The 15,937-nt window shown below is 30.8% G+C and carries 14 protein-coding genes; 7 read left to right on the top strand and 7 right to left on the bottom strand.

Translation table 11 applies throughout. The features are described 5' to 3' along the window. Positions 1-219: 219 nt before the first annotated feature. On the bottom strand, positions 220-1,350 hold the full coding sequence (locus EW14_RS03375) for a sirohydrochlorin chelatase (protein ID WP_042850096.1): 1,131 nt from the start codon (positions 1,348-1,350) through the stop codon (positions 220-222). Positions 1,351-1,405: 55 nt separating this feature from the next. Between EW14_RS03375 and EW14_RS03370 the strand changes: the two genes are divergently transcribed. Then, positions 1,406-2,668, top strand: coding sequence for an FAD-binding protein (locus EW14_RS03370; protein WP_042850095.1), 1,263 nt, complete (start codon positions 1,406-1,408; stop codon positions 2,666-2,668). A 30-nt stretch (positions 2,669-2,698) separates the two neighbouring features. Continuing rightward, entirely contained in the window at positions 2,699-4,264 is a 1,566-nt protein-coding gene (locus tag EW14_RS03365; protein WP_042850094.1) for a SulP family inorganic anion transporter, read from the top strand. Positions 4,265-4,269: 5 nt separating this feature from the next. On the opposite strand, the gene EW14_RS03360 is transcribed toward EW14_RS03365, so the two are convergent. The 4 genes from EW14_RS03360 to EW14_RS03345 form a co-directional block, all read right to left on the bottom strand. After that, positions 4,270-5,160, bottom strand: a complete 891-nt coding sequence (locus EW14_RS03360) for a homoserine O-succinyltransferase (RefSeq protein ID WP_042850093.1) — start codon at positions 5,158-5,160, stop codon at positions 4,270-4,272. Between the two features lie 13 nt (positions 5,161-5,173). Beyond that, positions 5,174-6,502: an O-acetylhomoserine aminocarboxypropyltransferase/cysteine synthase family protein gene (locus EW14_RS03355; protein WP_042850092.1), complete on the bottom strand. Its 1,329-nt coding sequence runs from the start codon at positions 6,500-6,502 to the stop codon at positions 5,174-5,176. 71 nt (positions 6,503-6,573) lie between these two features. Beyond that, positions 6,574-7,233, bottom strand: a complete 660-nt coding sequence (locus EW14_RS03350; RefSeq protein WP_042850091.1) for a hypothetical protein — start codon at positions 7,231-7,233, stop codon at positions 6,574-6,576. Between the two features lie 93 nt (positions 7,234-7,326). Beyond that, positions 7,327-8,835 (bottom strand): hypothetical protein, encoded by a 1,509-nt coding sequence (locus EW14_RS03345; protein WP_042850090.1) that lies wholly within the window; start codon positions 8,833-8,835, stop codon positions 7,327-7,329. A 165-nt stretch (positions 8,836-9,000) separates the two neighbouring features. On the opposite strand from EW14_RS03345, the gene stpA reads away from it, so the two are divergent. Continuing rightward, on the top strand, positions 9,001-10,221 hold the full coding sequence (gene stpA, locus EW14_RS03340; protein WP_042850089.1) for a glucosylglycerol 3-phosphatase: 1,221 nt from the start codon (positions 9,001-9,003) through the stop codon (positions 10,219-10,221). A 40-nt stretch (positions 10,222-10,261) separates the two neighbouring features. Beyond that, positions 10,262-11,194, top strand: a complete 933-nt coding sequence (gene arsS, locus EW14_RS03335) for an arsenosugar biosynthesis radical SAM (seleno)protein ArsS (protein WP_042850088.1) — start codon at positions 10,262-10,264, stop codon at positions 11,192-11,194. A 6-nt stretch (positions 11,195-11,200) separates the two neighbouring features. On the opposite strand, the gene EW14_RS03330 is transcribed toward arsS, so the two are convergent. Further along, the gene (locus tag EW14_RS03330) at positions 11,201-11,653 is read right to left on the bottom strand and encodes a Fur family transcriptional regulator (RefSeq protein ID WP_042850087.1); all 453 of its coding nucleotides are present in this window, start codon (positions 11,651-11,653) and stop codon (positions 11,201-11,203) included. A 120-nt stretch (positions 11,654-11,773) separates the two neighbouring features. Here EW14_RS03330 and EW14_RS03325 point away from each other — a divergent pair, with 120 nt between their 5' ends. Beyond that, positions 11,774-12,340 carry a hydrolase gene (locus EW14_RS03325; protein WP_042850086.1) on the top strand — a complete coding sequence of 189 codons (567 nt, stop codon included), beginning with the start codon at positions 11,774-11,776 and terminating at the stop codon, positions 12,338-12,340. A 78-nt stretch (positions 12,341-12,418) separates the two neighbouring features. Further along, on the top strand, positions 12,419-13,450 hold the full coding sequence (locus tag EW14_RS03320; RefSeq protein ID WP_042850085.1) for a mechanosensitive ion channel family protein: 1,032 nt from the start codon (positions 12,419-12,421) through the stop codon (positions 13,448-13,450). On the opposite strand, the gene EW14_RS03315 is transcribed toward EW14_RS03320, so the two are convergent. Beyond that, positions 13,421-14,422: an SDR family NAD(P)-dependent oxidoreductase gene (locus tag EW14_RS03315; protein ID WP_042850084.1), complete on the bottom strand. Its 1,002-nt coding sequence runs from the start codon at positions 14,420-14,422 to the stop codon at positions 13,421-13,423. The genes EW14_RS03320 and EW14_RS03315 overlap by 30 nt on opposite strands. Before the next feature lie 225 nt (positions 14,423-14,647). Here EW14_RS03315 and crtL point away from each other — a divergent pair, with 225 nt between their 5' ends. After that, a complete protein-coding gene (gene crtL / locus EW14_RS03310) occupies positions 14,648-15,931 on the top strand; it encodes a lycopene beta cyclase (RefSeq protein WP_042850082.1) in 1,284 nt (427 codons plus the stop codon). The last annotated feature ends 6 nt before the right edge of the window (positions 15,932-15,937 follow it).

The following is a 15,937-nucleotide window of genomic DNA, read 5'->3' as shown; positions in this document are numbered from 1 at the left end:
TGTCAACAATAATGTTGAAGTCCTGTTTTTTTTGAAAAATACTGCCATTTCTAATGCAGTGTGGATTTGGACGTGGAAAACAACCTGCAAATTGTGGAAAATCTAGCTCAAAATACTTTCACGATTTTACATTAAGAATACTTATATGTACTGAGTCTATTAAGACTTAGTCGAGAAAGAGACAGGTGATTCATTGTTTTCAACGGATTTTCTTAAGATTTAGTCTTTATCAGGCAAGCGAAGCGTGACAGGTCCTAAAGGGTGTTTTGAATTTGGGTAAATACTATGGTGATGGTGATGGTGATTATGTTCATGTTGATGCGCCTCTACATGTTCATGTTCTAAGTAATCACCTCCTACTGTGTCTGATTTTTCCTGATTATGAGTTGGGATTTGATTTTGTATTTCACAAGCACCATTACATTCAGGATCACATAAATCACAGCTGATACCCAAGCCCTCTACATGGTCATGATGACTTTCTTGTACCATTCCAACTTCTTTCTCAAAGCCAAATAAATTTGATCTATATTTACAAGTTGAGCAATTCATGAAATTATTACCTTTGTTATTAAGAATCTCTTCAATCCTTTCTACAAAAGTGTCGACCACATAAGACTGCGAAGAAAGATATTTTGCATGTATAAATGAAATATTTGGATTATTAATCGCAACTAAATCACTTTGCCTTTTTATTCTTGTAACAAGGACACCTGAGAAAAGGAAATAAGGGAAAACAATTATATTTTTATAACCAAGTCTCACAACATTGTTCAAGCCAGGTTCAACAAGAGGGAAAGTTACTCCAGAAAAAACTGTTTCCCCCCATCCTAAACCAATACCCTCTACGATCATTCTCGTAATTTTTGAAACATTGGAATTCGCATCTGGGTCAGAAGAGCCTCTACCTACAACAACTAATAATGATTCTTCAGGTTTGAGATTATTATTTTGTTTAAATACATCTTTGACTCTTTCACAAGCTGCACTAATCATTAAATTATTAATACCTAATTCTCTTCCATAAATTATTTCAATTCCTGTTTTACTTGAATAATTCATAAGCAGGCTAGGTATATCATTTTTTACATGGCCAGCAGCGAAAAGCATTGCAGGTATTGCAATTATTTTCTTTATAGAAAGATCTTTTAACTTGTCTAAAGCATCAACAATCGAAGGTTTAGCAAATTCCAAGAAACCATATTCAACTAAAAAGTTTGGATATCTTTTTTGGATTAAATTAGTTAATTCTTGAAATTCAGTAATGGCTAGTTTATTTCTACTCCCGTGTCCACAAATAAGTATCGCGACTTGATTACTTAACTTCGAGTCTAAATTATCCAAATTCAAATTATTACTTATACCATAATAGTAAAGAACAATATAATGTAGTGAAAAAAAAAACTTGCTAGAAGTTCCTAATATTAACTCAAAGGATGCAAAATTAAAGAAAGTAATTTATGACGTTGAAGACTCCTTGTTTTATGGAGATAACTATTCTAATGAAGAATTCAAGCACCTTTGCGTATGTAGTGGAGGTACAACCTCTAGCTGTGCAAAAAATGGTTTTACAACTCTTGATCTAAGAAAAAATTACAGCAATATTCAACTAGATAGAAAAACCAATTTAGTAACAATTGGAGGAGGAGTAATAATGGGGGATCTACTAAATCATTTACAAAAACATAATCGAAGTTTTCCAATCGGACTTTCTAAACTGCCTGGAGCAGGCTATATACTTACTGGTGGAGTAAGCCCGCTCAGTAGAGCCTACGGATTAGCCATTGATAATATTGAATCAATTAAAGGTTTCTTGGGAAATGGCACATTTATTTCTTTAAAAAAAAATCAAATAAATCCAAAAGAAAAATTGATTTGGGAAGCAATTAAAGGCGCAGCACCCTTCTTTTCAATTATTACCGAAATAGAACTTAAGACTATCCAATCTAATCCAATAAAGGTTATTGAAGGATTTGTAAATCTAAATGAACTTTCAGAAATAATAAAACTATCAGAGGAATTTCCAGAAAATATTAGTCTTCAATGGATTTATGCCCAAAAAATCTATATATATATTTTTGCTGAACTCAAAAATAATTTAGAGGATAAAAGAACAGAAGAATACTTAATGTTTCTAGACAAATTTCCAGCCTTAGAAAAAAAATTTTATGAGAACTTTAACAAAATTAATTTTTTTCCAAGGGAATTGAATTTATATGAGCTGAATGCAAATAACCATTCTGAAGTAATTAGTCTTCTTGGAGAAGATTTAAAAAATGATATCCCAATTTTCATAAAATGTTTGAGTGAAATAATGGATAATAAACCTAATAATTCCTGTTATATTGCTTCTCAACAATTAGGTGGCAAAACTAAAAAGTTAAATCATGGCTCAAGCTTTTTTGTTCATAGAAAAAGTACTTGGAAACCATGGATATATGCATCATGGAAAAAAAATGATCTTCAGGAAAAAAAAGTCGCTCTGGAATGGATTTATAAATCATGGAGCAAGCTAAAAAGGTTTTATCCAAATATTCACTTAGCCCAATTGCATAATCATTTGAATTCTCATGAAGAAGAAATTAAATTAGCCTTCGGAAATAGAATGAATGAATTAAAAACTTTAAAGAATATTTTTGACCCACAAGGTATTTTGCCTCCTTTATGAGGTAACTTCTTAATTATAAAGAAACTTAAAATGTCAAATTTCTCAAGATATTTATCAAAAAATTGGTTAGATGATCCAAAGTCAAATATTCTCTCTGGCTTAGTTGTTGCTTTTGCAATGATCCCAGAAGCAATTGCTTTTTCAGGTATAGCTGGTGTAGATCCTAAAGTTGGCCTTTTTGGTGCATTTTGCTTATCTATAACAATTGCGATTGTTGGAGGAAGAAGGGGTATGATCACTTCAGCCACAGGTTCAACAGCTCTTTTAATGACTGGACTTGTTGCTTATGGAGAATCAAAAGCTCCTGGATTAGGAGTCCCCTATCTTATTGCAGCTGGAATATTAACTGGAATATTCCAAATTCTTTGGGGATATTTAAGACTCGCTTACCAAATGCGATTCGTGCCAACAGGAGTATTAAGTGGATTTGTAAATGCATTAGCACTTTTAATATTTCAAGCACAACTACCTCAGTTAGGAATAGGTATTAAAGAATCAAAAGGATTAGTTGAACAAACTATAAGTCAATATCCAGTTAACTCTCAGATTCCAGTAGTTTGGATTCTTGTAATCCTAGGATTAGTAATTATCTATGGGCTTCCAAAAATCACAAAAGTAGTCCCATCTCAACTTATCGCAATAGTGGTGATTACTCTTATAAGCATATTCTTTAATCTAGATGTACCAACAGTTAGCGATTTGGGTAAATTACCTGATGGATTACCAAGTATTTCTCTTCCTTTTGGATCAATAGAAAATGGGAAAGTACCTTTTAGTCTTGAAACATTAGGGGTAATTTTACCAACTTCACTTGCAATATCTCTCGTTGGTTTAATGGAAACCTTTTTAACTCAAGATATCTTAGACGATGTAACTGATACAAGTTCTAATAAAAATAAAGAAGCAAGAGGACAGGGAATCTCCAATATTGTGGCATCCTTATTTGGTGGAATGGCAGGATGTGCCTTAGTTGGGCAATCTGTAATGAATACTGAAAATGGTGGCAAATCTAGATTATCAACCCTCTCCTCAGGTATATCTTTACTTATTATGATTATCCTCTTGAAGTCTTGGATTGGAGCAATACCAATGGCTGCTTTAGTAGCAATCATGATAACGATCGCAATAAGTACAGCAGATATAAATGGATTAAAAAATATTAGAAAGATACCTAAAAGCGATACTGCAGTAATGCTTATGACATTTGCAGTCACAATGCTTACAAAACCTCATAATCTTGCACTTGGAGTTATTGCAGGAGTTGCATTAGCTGCAATTCTTTTCAGCAGAAAAGTCGCAAAAGTTATAACTGTCTCAAGAGCTAAAGAAAATAATTTGATTACCTACAAAATAAAAGGACAATTATTTTTTGTAAGTAAAATTTATTTTTTACAAGGATTTGATATTCATGAACATCCTGAAAATATTGTAATTGATATGTCTTTAGCTCATATTTGGGATCAAAGTGGCGTTGTTGCTCTTGAGCAAATTATTAGAAAATTCCAGAATGGTGGTTCTAAAGTTGAAATTGTAGGATTAAATAAAGAAAGTCTTAACTTATTTGAAAGACTAGGTGGTATTGAAAGCGCTCATTAAAAAAGTTAATTAAGACTTACTTGTTGATAACAAAACCAAAGCCATTGCTGAAAAAGCAAATTCCTATGAGATCTCCAAGCGGTTTTTGAACTATTTAGATCAAAATTTTCAGGAGGAGGAACATCTCCCTTTTCTTTGTCTCTTTCAATTTCACTAATAATTCTATGCACAGTATATTCAGGATGACCTAAATGCATAAGTTGTTTTTGATCATTAGATTCAAATATTGTATATCCAACTTTTTCTCCATAGGCCAACAAATTCAATTTCCCTTCTTTTTGGGCATTCTCCATTTCCAAATCTGGTAATCCCGCAAATCTACTTTGAGGACATATAAATTCATCATCTTGTGTACCCATCAAAGGGTGACCAGGAACAAGACTTTTTAAAGGGAATACCCCAAATAATTTCCTATCAAAAACATGCTTATGAACCCCTGCCAAATAAGCTAGCGCGAAGCCCGCCCAACATAATCCAAGAGTACTCGCACAAGAATTTCTGGCTTCATTTACAATTTTCACAAATTCATTCCAATACTTAACCTCCTCAAATGGTAGGTGTTCAATAGGTGCTCCAGTAATAATGATTCCATCTAACGGTTCTGGATTATTTGCTTCTTCCCAAGTTATGTATAGATTATTTAGATGATTAAGATCCCACGTTTTATAAGAGTGAGTTTCAAGCTTTATCCAAACTGGCTCAATTTGAAGAGGAGATAACCCAAGTGGATGTAGTAAGTTAAATTCATACTGCTTGCCAAGAGGCATGATATTCAATATACCAATCCTAAGAGGACGTATATCCTGTCTTTTTGCTAATTCTGGTTCGATCCAGGATATATGATTTTTCTCAACATCCCTTATCTTGTGATAGTTGCTAGGAATTATTAAAGCCAATAAATCTCCTTTCCTATGTAATTTGTGAAAGTGCTTGTTCGAAATCTGCTTTTATATCATCAATATGCTCAATTCCTACAGAAACTCTTACCATCGTGGGAGTAACGCCTGCAGATAATTGTTCTTCTTCAGATAATTGCTGATGAGTTGTTGAAGCCGGATGAATTACTAATGTTTTTGAATCACCTACGTTAGCAAGGTGGCTGGCTAATTTTAAGGAATCGATAAATTTCACTGCATTTTCATAACCCCCATCAAGAGAGAACATAAGCATGCAACCCATTCCCCTTCCAGTAGTATATTTTTTGGCACTTAAGTAATATGGATCAGATTCAAGGCCAGGGTAATTAACACTACTTACATTAGAATTAGAATCCAACCATTTTGCTAATTCAAGAGCATTAGAAGTTTGTCTTTCTATTCTTAAACTTAGAGTTTCCAAACCCTGTAATAACAAGAAAGAATTAAAAGGGCTTTGAGCGGATCCCCAGTCTCGCAGGCATTCGAGTCTTGCTCTTAACGCAAAAGCTATATTTCTATTATCAGGTACTCCCAAAGATTTGCAGATATCACTACCAAAACCAAAAGCATCCCAATGAACGAGCCCATGATAAGCAGCGCTTGGCTCACTCATTAGTGGAAATTTACCATTTCCCCAATCAAAGGTGCCTGCATCAACAATAACCCCTCCGATACTTGTCCCATGACCACCGATCCATTTTGTTGCACTTTCTACAACAACATCGGCTCCAAAATCAATTGGTCTTATTAAAGCACCACCTGCACCAAGGGTATTATCCACTATTAAGGGAATTCCATTTTCCTTCGCCAGAGCAGAGAGTCCCTCAAAATCTGGGATATTGAACCGAGGGTTTCCCATTGATTCTACATAAATTGCTTTGGTTTTATCATCAATTTTATTTCTAAAACTATCGACACTATCACCATCAGCAAATTTAACTTCTATTCCTAATCTTGGAAATTGTACTTTAAATTGATTGTAGGTCCCACCATAGAGAAAAGATGTAGAGACAAAATTATCCCCTGCTGTCATGCAGTTCACGATTGTCAAGAATTGAGCAGCTTGACCTGAAGATGTTGCAAGTGCTGCCATACCTCCTTCCAAAGCTGCCATCCTTTTTTCGAAAACATCTGTGGTGGGATTCATAAGTCGAGTATAAATATTTCCAAATTCTTTTAATCCAAAAAGATTCGCTCCATGCTCGGCATTATCAAAGACATAGGAACTAGTTTGATAAATGGGTACTGCTCTAGAATTTGTAGTTGGATCAGGTACCTGACCTGCATGTAACTGAAGAGTCTCGAACTTTTGGTTGCTCAAAATTTTTAAATAATCCTATTATCTATTTAACTTAAAAATGTACAAAAAAAAAACAAAAAAAAGATAAATATTTATAAATCCTTTTTTAATGAAGGGTAATTATCTTTCATATATAAACTCAAATCCTCTTTTATCTCCGATCTAAGTTTCTCAATATTTGCAGAATCAATTATTGGAAAAGTTTTATTAGCCTCAGGATCTTTTTCAGTAATTGATTTCCAATTCTTACCAACATCTTTTTCTGAGTTGTTTAGAACCTCATCAAAATTGAAAACCTTATCGTTGTTTTTAGCGTCAAATTCGCTAAAAGCTTTATTGATTAGCTCTTTTCTATTTTCGAATAGATTCTTGGCTTTTAAAGTATCTGGAAGACCCATAACTGGTTGTAATTCCTTAAGAAGTTTTATTTCCTCTTCAATTAGGAGTTTCCAAACACCATGTTTATTTTTTGGAAGATTAGAATTACTAAAAATATTAATTTCATCGAGGTAAAAATTTAACCATAAATAATATGATTTTTCTTCAATAGTTTTTTTTACGGATGTCTTTTTATTTTGGATCTTTGGGAGTAACTTTTCTGCTTTCTTTAAAAACTGTCTATCTTCTCTTTCTAAATTTATTAATCCCCATCTTTGACTGTAGTCCCATAAATCTTCGTATCTTGTCAAGTCTTCTTGATTCCAGCCAAGAGCTTTCAGTTCATGAGAACGATGTGATAATTCCTTTTTCAAAAAAATACTTTTAAAATCATAATAAGTCTAACCCCGCAATCAATATTAGTAAATAAATAAAGAACTTAGCTTTTTAGCAAATTAAATAAACAATCAATTATTAAAATAATTATTGATAATTTTCAATACATTGATATAGCTTGGATATTTTTTAGAAATTTGATTACTATATTCATTTTTTTTAATATCATTTTCCTCTTTTTTAATAAACAATTTATCATAAAGGTTTTCAATATCATTAAAAAGATAATCTCCTTTTAATTTTTCATTTAGTTCTAAAGATAATTCAGATTTCACAGATTCTTGGCAAAAATTAGTAATCTCTTCTGAACTAATTAAAACCTTATAAATTTCTTTTTTTTCTTCTGAATTAGCATTAAAACATAAATAAATAAGATTAATCATTGAACAATTATTATTTTTGATTTTGAATTCTTTATAAATATCTGGCCAAAATTTTAAAGATTTTAGACCTTCTAAACCTCCTTGACTGAGTGAGTATTTTTTACACCAATTTATAAATTCTGAGACATCTTTTGGACATCTATTGAGTTGCAAAAGCATATCTGATAAAACTTGTCCTGCTTGGAAATTCCGTGTTGGTTTTCCTTCAGTTGGTAAAGTCATACTCCCTAAGACATCAGCCTTAACAGCATTTAATTGAGAAAAAGTATAATCCCCTTTTTCGAAAAATTTATCATTAATTTTTTCCTTTGCACTAATTATTTCTTCACCATATCCAAGTTCCTTTAATGAAATATATTTATTGTTATATTGATTTTCTTTTCTAACTTGTAATGATACTGATGCGGCCTGATCTAAACATTGTGTTAACAAAATCGTATTAATGGTAGGTAGCATCCCTGGCTTATCGGAATGAAAGTTATTTACAAAACCTGCAAATATGGATGATATATTTTTTATTGATTTTATGTATTGACATTCAATATTATGAACTCCTGGAGAAACTTGGATTTTTGGTGACAATTGATTCAAAATTCGAGCCCCTATTAAAGCAGTTAGGGCATCAGGATGGCAGAAATTCGCAGTAAAACTATCATTTGGATTTCTTAAAGCTCCGTGACGATGAAATCCTGTAAAAAAAGCTAAATTTGGATATTTATTACAGAGAATAAAGGGGTTTTTGTTTTTATTATCAATGCAAAAAGAACCAACGAGACAGCCAATTACCACATTTTCTCTTTTTAAAGTTTTTCTAAGTTTTAAAGCATATTTAACATCATCTTGTATGTGGTTACTGTTTGAAGAAAGAATAACAATTTTACATTCCAAAAGAAGATCTTTTAGATCAAAAGACTTTCTTATTCCCTCTGAAGAATAATGTCCCATTCTCTTAATCTTTTCAATAGCCTCATTATCCATATCAGAAAGGACATCATTTGAGAAAGCGCCTAACAAATCTCTATCTTCCCTAGGAGCTAAGAGAATATTATTTGAATTTCCATGCATAGCACAGTTATATGCTAATGATGCAGGATATAAACCAACACTGTAGAATCCAACTTTGCTGTTCTCTAAATCTTCAATAAATGAATAAAAATATTTTTCATCATTTAGATTTTCTATAAAATTATTTTTCATTTTTGGAAATTCTTGATAATTTTTTAATTTCTAGCCCATACCAACATTTTTCTACATTAATGCAATTCTTGACCATAGCAAATTATTTATTGTAAATATTGAATTTTTTAATTTATAATTTCACTGATATATAGAAATTAAATTAAAAGAGAAATAATTATAAATATGGAATATATGAAAAGTAATTTAAAGGCACAAAAACAATTAATTTCTTCTAAAAATATTTTAATTATTCAAGATATTGACGGAGTTTGCATCCCTTTAGTTAAAGATCCAATGACTAGAGAATTAGAATCGAAATATATCTATGCAGTAAAAGAATTTGCAGAGGAATTCTTTGTATTAACTTGCGGGGAACATGAAGGTCCAAGAGGGGTTAACAGAATAATAGAAAGAAGTTTAAGAAGCACTACTGAGCCAAAAAACAAAGAACTATATTTAAGAGGTTTAGCAGCCTGTGGAGTAGAGTATCAAGATAATAATGGTGAGATAAGTTTTGAAGGAGTCTCAGAAAAAGAACTAAATTTTTTATCTAAAGTACCTAGCCTAATAAGACCAAAGTTTAATTTTATAGTTAAAAATATTTTTCCTGAACTTAGCCAAGAAGACATCAATTTTCACGCAGAAAAATCAATATGTGAAACACGCTTTTCGCCAACGATTAATTTCAATAGTCTATTTGATTTAGTTAAAAATGATTCTGATAAAAGAAAGCTTATTCAAATTAGTTTTGAAAAAATGATGAATGAAATCATCTTTAAAGCTGAATCCGAAGGCTTAGAGAACTCATTTTTCCTGCATATTTCGCCAAATTTAGGAAATAAAAATGGTAAAGAAAGAATTAAACTTTCTTCTAAAGATGATATTGGATCAACAGACATACAATTACTTATTAAAGGAGCAGTTAAAGATTCTGGAGTCTTATTTCTTTTAAATAAATTTATTGAGGATAAAACTGGTAAAGCTCCTTTTGGAAGAAGTTTTAATTTTAGAAACTCTCCAAATTCAATTATGGGAAAAATTGATTTATGCAAAAGTAATATTCAAACAGAAGATATGCCCTTGATAGTAGGAGTTGGTGATACAATAACATCAAAAAAAAAAACTAATGAAAATAATTATTTGAGAGGAGGAAGTGACAGATCTTTTTTAGAATTTATACAAATATTAGGTAATGAATTTGGTATTAATAATAAAATAATTTTTGTAGATAGTAGTTCTGGGGAAGTGGAAAGACCTTCTACAAAAAAAACTGGTTTAACAGGGATCAGCGATCTTTATGACAACTTAAAGTTTGACTTGGTTTTTCAAAATGGTCCCAAAGAATATATAAGTTGGTTTATTGAACTTGCTAATAAGAGATCAAACTTTAAAAAAAATAGTTGACTTTTGAATTTTCAAATGACAATTTATAAATAATAGATTCATGAAAGAAAAATTCCCCACAATATATAAAGAACCTATAGAAACATTGCAAATCAATATAGGTTATAAATGCAATCAGGCTTGTAAGCATTGTCATGTTAATTCAAGTCCTCTAAGGACTGAAAAAATGTCCAATGAGATAATATCTCTCATTCCAAAAATAATTGATAAGTACAAAATCAAGACTTTAGATATAACAGGTGGCGCGCCAGAACTTCACCCAGAATTTAAAACCCTAATAGCTAGTTTGAGCACAAAACAAATTGATATTATTGATAGATGCAATTTAACAATTTTCTTTGAAGAAGGTTATGAAGATCTTCCTCAATTTCTTGCAAAGAATAATGTAATAGTTACTGCTTCGCTACCATGTTATGAAAAAGATAATGTTGAGTTTCAAAGGGGTATTGGGGTTTTTGAAAAAAGTATTAATGCTATAAAAATTCTTAATGATCTAGGCTATGGAAAGAAAGAAAATGGATTGCAATTAAATCTTGTTTACAATCCTGTAAGCCCAATTCTTCCACCCTCTCAGAAAATATTGGAAAAAGATTATAAAAAAATACTATTCGAAAAATATAATATTGTTTTTAATAACTTATACACAATAACTAATATGCCAATAAATAGATATGAAGAATCTCTAAGAAGAGAAGGCAAACTAAATATTTATTACAAATTACTAAAAGAAAATTTTAATGAAAATAATTTAGAAAATCTTATGTGCAAAAAAACTATTAGTGTAAATTGGCTTGGAGAAATTTATGATTGTGACTTTAATCAACAGATAAATTTCCGAGACAATAAAGGACCAAAGACACTTTTTGATCTTTTGGATGAGTCATTTACTTTTGACTACAGGGTAGCTGTAAAAGAACATTGTTTTGCCTGTACTGCAGGTGCAGGATCAAGTTGCGGAGGGACTTTAAGTTAAAATCTGCTAAACGCAATTAGGACATATAGCTCTTACGTTTAAAGAGGATTCAATTAGTTTAAACCCATTAATTTTTGCTGCAACTTTGCCTGCTTCTAAAACTTCTTCATTTTCGAATTCTTCTGTTCTACCACACCTAATACAAATTAAATGATGATGATCAGGTGTTTCATTACTAAGCAACTCATATCTGTGTCCGCCCTCACTGAGTTCTAATTCATGAAGCAAACCCATTTGCACTAAAAGTCTTAAAGTTCTATAAATTGTTGCAAGTGAAACTTTGGAGCTTGATTTAACTAACTTTTCATGTACCTCTTCAGCACTTAGATGCTTTCCAGAACCAATATTTTCAAATAAATTAAGAACCTTAAGCCTTTGAGGAGTTAACCTCTTCCCATCTTTATGTAAACCGTCTCCTAGGGGAGATGTGATGACATTGTATTGAGAGGATAATGACAACAATTAACCCATGGCTATTCTCAATAATAACTATAGATGAGAGTAAAACAACTTTTTGATTTAAAATGTTTACTAAAGTTGTTCAAAATACTATGTTAAATATATCTTTGAATACAAATGATGAAGGGGCATGGAAAATCTTCTGACAAACTATCACCAAAAGTGAATGCTTTACTAATCATAGATGTTCAGGAAAAAATTATAAGAGCAATATTTAAAAAGGATTTAATAACCAAAAACATCAAAAAGCTAATAGATGCATACCAAATTTTAGAAGAAAATATTTTTTTATCTGAACAGAACCCATTCAAATTGGGTACAACGATACCTGAATTATTGCCCAAAAATGGATTTAAAAAAATTGAGAAAATGGAATTTAGCCTAGCCAATATAAAAGGGTTTTTAGAAGAACTTAAAAATAAGAAAATTACAAATTTGATAGTTTGTGGTATCGAAACGCATATTTGTATTCAACAAACAGCCTTAGATTGTTTACAAAAAGGATTTGAAGTTATTCTGGTATCAGATGCTATGAGCAGTCGAAATAGGGTAGATCATGAAATAGCATTGAAGAGAATGATTCAGAAGGGGGCGATCTTAACTACTACTGAATCAATAATTTTTGAATTATGCAAAACTGCGGATAGAAAAGAATTTAAAGAAATTAGAAATATAATAATTAGATAAAGAAAAATCAAGACTGGTTTGTTATCTAGAGATAATTTAAAATTTTATTAAAGATAAATTTTTAAGTTCTATTTGGATATGAAATTAGTTACTGAAAACTTCCTTCTGGCAATATCTATTTTTTTTATTGGAATTTTATTTTCGATAATAATTTCTAAAGTTTCAAAAATATTCTTCAAAAAGATCACCAAACGTACAAAAACAAATTTTGATGATTTTATTTTTGAGGTCATCTCTGGAATTATTAAACCAATAGGTTTTCTCCTCTCATTTTATTTTTCAATTGACTACTTTTTTGCTGATGAAATAAATTTTATCTCTGTATTATTGAATATTCTGAAATTATTTATATTGATAATAATTATAAAAGCTCTCAACAAAGTTTTAATAAGATCTTTAACAGAATCGACATCGAAAATTAATGATTCCTCAATCAGTTCAATGATATCTTCACTTACTCCTTTAATAAAAGCATTAACATGGACTATTGGTTCAATCTTTTTCTTACAAAATATAGGAGTTCAAATGACTGCTATTTGGGCTCTACTCAGTGCAGGGGGTATTGGCGCAGGATTAGCTTTGAAAGATCCAGTTCAGGAGTTTTTTGAATACATAACAATTTTGCTTGATAAACCTTTTCAAAAAGGTGAGTTTATAAAATCTGATGGCGTCCTTGGAATGGTTGAGAGGGTCGGAGTAAGATCCTCAAGAATAAGAAGTATCAATGGAGAAGTAATAGTAATGAGCAACAGCGCCCTTACAAATGGGATCATTTCAAATTACGCACAAATGGAAAAAAGAAGGTTAGTGCATAAATTAGGAGTTGTTTATGAAACCTCTCCAAAACTTATGAAATTGATTCCAATAATAATAAAAAAAATAGTTGAAGAGACAAAAGATGCTTCTTTTGATAGGTGTCATTTCACAGATTTTGGTGACTTTAGTCTTAATTTCGAACTTGTTTATTACATACCAACCAATAATTATCTTGCCGCAATGGAAGCTCAACAATCTATAAATTTAAAAATTATTGAGGAATTTGCAATCAATAATATAGAGTTTGCATTCCCAACACAAACCTTAAATATTGAGAGTAACAAATCCAAATGATCTGCAAATATCTTCACTTAAAAACCAAAGTTTTGAAGACAACTCATCACTATTTGCTTCATCACTAACGTTACTTTCAACTAATTTATGTTTTTTTCTAGCTATAAGTTTATTACTTAAATATATGAAACCAACATTATTTAAATCTGCATTAAGGACAATCTCGGAAAGAATCTTTCCAGCATTTTCTATGCTTTCAGAAATTCCTAAAATATTTTTTGCAGCTTTAGAAAAAATTAAATATCCAAAGAGATTAAAACGTTTACTGTATCTAAAAAAACCCGAATGATCATTTGGTATTACTAGACCAGGAGCCCAAGTTATTACAGAAATTTTACTGGAGGATATTTTTAATTTTTTTTCAAGTTCTTTAGCAAACAAAATATTACATAACTTACTATTTTTATAAGCTTCATCAGCATTAAAATTTAAAAATTGCCCAGTTACTTTTTTTCTAAAATCAACTAGGTTATTAAGTCCCGCTTTCTTTCCTATATTGCCACCTGAACTTTTGGGGTCGTGGACATCTGATGATGTAATAATGATTCTAGATTCTTCTTTATTTCTAATAAAATCTTTCAGCACATTTACCAAGTAAAAATGTGCAAGATGATTTACCGCAAAAGTTAGTTCTATGCCTTGTTTTGATACTTTAGGATAAAAAGAGCCTGTATATTGCAATCCTGCATTTAAAACAACGACATCTAAAAAAATTTTTTTACTAATAAAGTAATCTTTAATCTTTTTAATATTCTCTAAATCTGAAAGATCACAATTTTCAATAATATTTAAAAATTTACTAAGGTAATTTTCATCAAAATATTTCTCAATTTTTTTGAGAAATTCATTCTTTCTAAATTCGTTTTTTATTACAATATATAGAATATTTTCCTTCTTCAGTAAATTAATAATGGCAAAAAAACCTATTCCTGAATTACCTCCAGTAATTAAAATATTTATATTTTTAATCATTTAAATTCCTATTTTTTTTTTAATGATAAAAAAATAAAGTAAGTTTTTTTTATTTTGTAATCTTATAAATTATTGTTAAAACACTGAAAACTTAGTCACTAGTATTTGAGTAATTTGATTATTATTAATCTACTCTCATTACAAATATTGGATGAAATATATAACCCTAGGCGCAGAAATAATAATTTGTTCCATAAATTTCTTTAATCATAAGATTAATATTTAATGTCAAAAGAAAATATGACAGATGTACTTGTTTTAGGTGCAGGGCCTGCAGGTATGGCAATTGCCTCAGCTTTAGGGAAGGAAAAATTAGATGTTGAAGTGCTTTCTCCAAATGGACCAGATGAACCTTGGCCAAACACATATGGTATTTGGGGGAAAGAAGTTGATCAACTCGGGCTTCAGGATTTACTTGAATATAGATGGAAGAATACTGTAAGTTTTTTTGGGCATGGCGCTTTAGAAGAAAAGGACGACGAGAATAAAGCCACGGAACATTCACTAGATTATGGACTATTTGATAAGAAGAAACTCCACAATTATTGGTTTAATGAATGCAATAAGTCTTTTATAAAATGGCATCAAGGCTTTGCAAACAAAATACATTTTGAAAAATACAAAAGTACAGTAACTACAAAAGATGGCAAGACTTACTCTGCAAGATTAGTAGTAGATGCAACAGGATATGATCCTGTTTTTCTTAAATTAAAATCGTGTGGTCCCTTAGCAGTCCAAACTTGTTATGGAATAGTAGGTAACTTTAGTAAACCTCCACTTAAGAAAGGGCAGTTTGTATTAATGGACTATAGAAATGACCATCTTAACGATGAGAAAAAAAAAGAACCGCCCACTTTTCTTTATGCCATGGATATGGGGGATGGTAAATATTTTCTTGAAGAGACATCTCTTGGTTTAGTAAATCCTCTAACAATGGAAAATTTAAAAGAAAGACTAGAGAAGAGGCTTTCTTATCGAAATATATCAATCACAAGCATGCAGCACGAAGAGCTTGGCTTATTTCTCCCTATGAATATGCCAATACCAGATTTCAAGCAACAAATACTTGGATATGGTGGAGCTGCTTCAATGGTACATCCTGCATCTGGATATTTAATTGGTAATGTTTTAAGAAGAGCTCCACTCGTCGCTAAGGCAGTCTCAGAAGCAATTAAAAACAAAAATCTAAGTACTTATCATATTGCTAGAAAAGGTTGGGAAACTTTATGGTCAAAAGAATTAATTAGGAAGAAATCACTTTACCAATTTGGATTAGAAAAACTCATGAGGTTTGACGAGAAACTATTGAGAGAATTTTTTGGTAGTTTTTTCCAACTACCTAAAAATCAATGGTACGGTTTTCTAACTGATACTCTTTCTTTAAAGGAGATTGTATATGCGATGTGCGTAATGTTTTTAAAAGCTCCATGGAGTGTAAAGAAAGGTCTTATGATTATGCATGGTAGAGAATTTAAAATGTTACTTAGGATAATATTTCCAAACATATAGTTTAAA

The sequence above is a fragment of the Prochlorococcus sp. MIT 0604 genome, assembly GCF_000757845.1.
In the GTDB taxonomy this organism is placed as follows: domain Bacteria; phylum Cyanobacteriota; class Cyanobacteriia; order PCC-6307; family Cyanobiaceae; genus Prochlorococcus_A.
This window is presented reverse-complemented; position numbering and strand designations above follow the sequence as displayed.